The following is a 2,551-nucleotide window of genomic DNA, read 5'->3' on the forward strand; positions in this document are numbered from 1 at the left end:
ACGATGAAGTCTGGCTGAATCCGGAACGGAAACCGCCAGAGCAATTAAGAAAAGCCGCATGACTTGACGCGACATCTTTGTTGACAACTACCGCCGCCGAACGGCGTAGGCAGCATGCTGCCGGGCCTACCTTGCAGGCTGTAGACGCCTCGTCTGACCGCCGCCCGAGGCGCAGAAAGTCTCTCCCTCTCCTGCCCGAATTGGGGCTCGACCAAAAGCCGCGTTCTAATAAACCTCACGAAGCTGCAGCACCAGTTCGATCGTTGCCTGCAGCGGCCACGCCGGAGCGAGTGCGGTGACAACCTTGCCACTGGAGCGTCGGTACCGTTTCGGGATGACGCCACGCACCAATACATCACTGCCTGCCGGTCGACCTGCCCCCAGATTCTGGTACCGGCGCTCTCTTGGCTGGGGCATCCTGGATGCTGGCGGTCAGCGGTATGCCGGCCGAGGTAGCGGCGCGGGTGCTGGCCGAGCCCGAGCGGTGGCGCAGGCTTGATCTCGCGCTGGTCGAGCGTTGACAGCCGCCAACTTGCCGTAAACCCAACTCTGCGACGATGCCTTACCACTACAAGGAGGCATCATGGCAGCAGACTTTTATCTGCAGATCGACGGCGTCAAGGGCGAATCCACCGACGACAAGCATAAGGACTGGATCGAATGCACATCCGTGCATTGGTCTGTCACGCAGCCGCGAAGCGCAACGGCATCGACTGGTGGCGGCCACACTGCGGAGCGATGCGAACTCAGCGAGATCAACATCAGCAAGTTGGTCGACATGGCGTCCCCCTTGCTTGCGCAGCTGTGTGCGTGCGGGAAGACTATCCCAAAGGCGAAGCTCGAGATGCAGCGCGCTGACGGCGACGGCAACCCAGTGAAGTATTTCGAGGTCGAGCTCGAAAACGTGCTGATCGCACACGTAGCCCCCAGCTTTGCCGGCGGCGATTTCCCGAGTGAGAGCCTGGGCCTGAAGTTTTCGAAGGTCCGGTGGAAGTACGCCAAGCAGAAGATCGGCGGCGGCGGCGGCGGCAACACGGCGGGGGGCTGGGACTTGTCCTCGAACCGGGTCGCAGCATGAAACGCGCCGCCCTGTTTCTCACCCTAGTGGTGGCCTGTGGCGCTGCCGCCCGCCCGCTGGGCGTGTTCCCTTGGCACCTGTCTGGCAATGACTTCGTGTCGCAGGTGGCTGGGCAAGCCCAGCGTCCGGACGCCGCCTACGCACAGCGCTACGCGGAGGGGTATCAGGCGGGGGTGGTCGACGCGACGCAGGGCAAGCTCTGGTGCGCGCCACCAGGCATGAAGCCAACGGAGGTCGATGACCGGATATGGGCCGAGCTGCGCAACCGTGCTGGCACGATGCCGGGGAGCGCTGCCGATGAACTGGTGCGCCTGTACGCCGCGCGCTTCCCATGCCCCGCTGGGAGATAGCCATGCTGAAAATCTCGTTCAACGATCTGATGAAGCACTATCCGCGCAAGCGCGACGTGGATCGCGAAACCTTGTTTCGCCAGCTCGGTTGGGATGACTTGATCAAGAACCCCGCTTACGAAAACACCTGCGCGATCCGGGTCAGCGTGGCCCTGATCCGCTCGAGCGTCACAATTCCTGATGGCCGCATCCCCATCAAGACAGATCCGCACAAGGGGAAGAAAGTCGAACCCGGGCAGGCAAAGCTTTCAGCGATCCTATCGCTGCCGTCTATGCTCGGCAAGCCAGAGAAATACAGAGGGCCGGAATCGATCATGAGGATCGGGAACCGCGGCGGCATCGTGTCGTTCTTCCGCTTGACGCCAGGCGTGTATGACGGAGGGCATATTGACATCGTGGGGCCTCTGATCGGCGGCGTGAGCGCATGCGGGACTAGCTGCTACTGGTCGAGCGCAGAAACGTGGTTCTGGCCGCTGAAGTAGCCGGCCAGGAGGAGTTACTCGGTCGGCGAAATTCGCTGATCCGGCTCAGCCAAGTCGGTTCGGCCCCACAACCACGGCATGCGTAGACCCAACCGCCGAACGGCTTTCCATATCGGCCTCGCCATCAACACGGCGCATCTCGCGGTGTTACGGCTGGCGCCCGCGCGCTGGCACGGCTGGACCTGCCGATCGAGTTTGCCCGCCGCGTGCGGCTCAGGCCAGCGGAGCGGCGTGGAGGAAATCAGCGAAGTTCTACAGCCCTGAATTACGTCAAGGCTCTTAATGCCGCGGCAGGTCGACGTCATTCTCGAGCATGTACATCATCATTCCCCGGGTCAGTGACGCCTGAACCTCGGGCGGCAGCGCGGCGACCCGCTGCGACTCGCGGAGGAACCGCTCGCGCACTGGCGCCGGCATATCGCGGAAGAGCTCGAGCAGATCCATTAACCGCGGGGCGATGTAGGCTTCGGGCGGGTATTCGTCGTCAGACTGGTCAATCATGAACTCAGGGGCAGGCCTAGGCGTTGTTAGCCTGCTGCTCTTCCTCCCCCGGTGTCAGAATAGTTGTCGCGTCACCTGATGAAGTAAATACCAACCGGGGACGGGCAAGAGAGATCGTGTGAAGCAGTATTCAGCAGAAC

At 62.3% G+C, this 2,551-nt stretch carries 4 protein-coding genes; 3 read left to right on the forward strand and 1 reads right to left on the reverse strand.

What is annotated here, in order from left to right; translation table 11 throughout:
- Nucleotides 1–583 precede the first annotated feature (583 nt).
- Genes ABIB42_RS25780 through ABIB42_RS25790 form a run of 3 tightly spaced genes read left to right on the forward strand, consistent with a single transcriptional unit; the run spans nt 584 to nt 1,910 of the window.
- Nucleotides 584–1,078 (forward strand): Hcp family type VI secretion system effector, encoded by a 495-nt coding sequence (locus tag ABIB42_RS25780; protein WP_005666858.1) that lies wholly within the window; start codon nt 584–586, stop codon nt 1,076–1,078.
- On the forward strand, nt 1,075–1,428 hold the full coding sequence (locus tag ABIB42_RS25785; RefSeq protein ID WP_005666856.1) for a Rap1a/Tai family immunity protein: 354 nt from the start codon (nt 1,075–1,077) through the stop codon (nt 1,426–1,428). The genes ABIB42_RS25780 and ABIB42_RS25785 overlap by 4 nt, the downstream gene beginning before the upstream one ends.
- Nucleotides 1,429–1,430: 2 nt before the next feature.
- On the forward strand, nt 1,431–1,910 hold the full coding sequence (locus ABIB42_RS25790; protein WP_005666855.1) for a T6SS effector amidase Tae4 family protein: 480 nt from the start codon (nt 1,431–1,433) through the stop codon (nt 1,908–1,910).
- 279 nt (nt 1,911–2,189) lie between these two features.
- On the opposite strand, the gene ABIB42_RS25795 is transcribed toward ABIB42_RS25790, so the two are convergent.
- Nucleotides 2,190–2,411 carry a hypothetical protein gene (locus ABIB42_RS25795; protein WP_005666853.1) on the reverse strand — a complete coding sequence of 74 codons (222 nt, stop codon included), beginning with the start codon at nt 2,409–2,411 and terminating at the stop codon, nt 2,190–2,192.
- Nucleotides 2,412–2,551: the final 140 nt, after the last annotated feature.

It is taken from the genome of Massilia sp. UYP32, assembly GCF_050434365.1.
GTDB lineage: Bacteria > Pseudomonadota > Gammaproteobacteria > Burkholderiales > Burkholderiaceae_D > Telluria > Telluria timonae.

What these genes read in the sequence shown, in the direction of transcription:
- ABIB42_RS25795 (WP_005666853.1), bottom strand. Translation starts at nt 2,411, where the DNA reads ATGATTGACCAGTCTGACGACGAATACCCGCCCGAAGCCTACATCGCC.
- ABIB42_RS25785 (WP_005666856.1), top strand. Translation starts at nt 1,075, where the DNA reads ATGAAACGCGCCGCCCTGTTTCTCACCCTAGTGGTGGCCTGTGGCGCT.
- ABIB42_RS25780 (WP_005666858.1), top strand. Translation starts at nt 584, where the DNA reads ATGGCAGCAGACTTTTATCTGCAGATCGACGGCGTCAAGGGCGAATCC.
- ABIB42_RS25790 (WP_005666855.1), top strand. Translation starts at nt 1,431, where the DNA reads ATGCTGAAAATCTCGTTCAACGATCTGATGAAGCACTATCCGCGCAAG.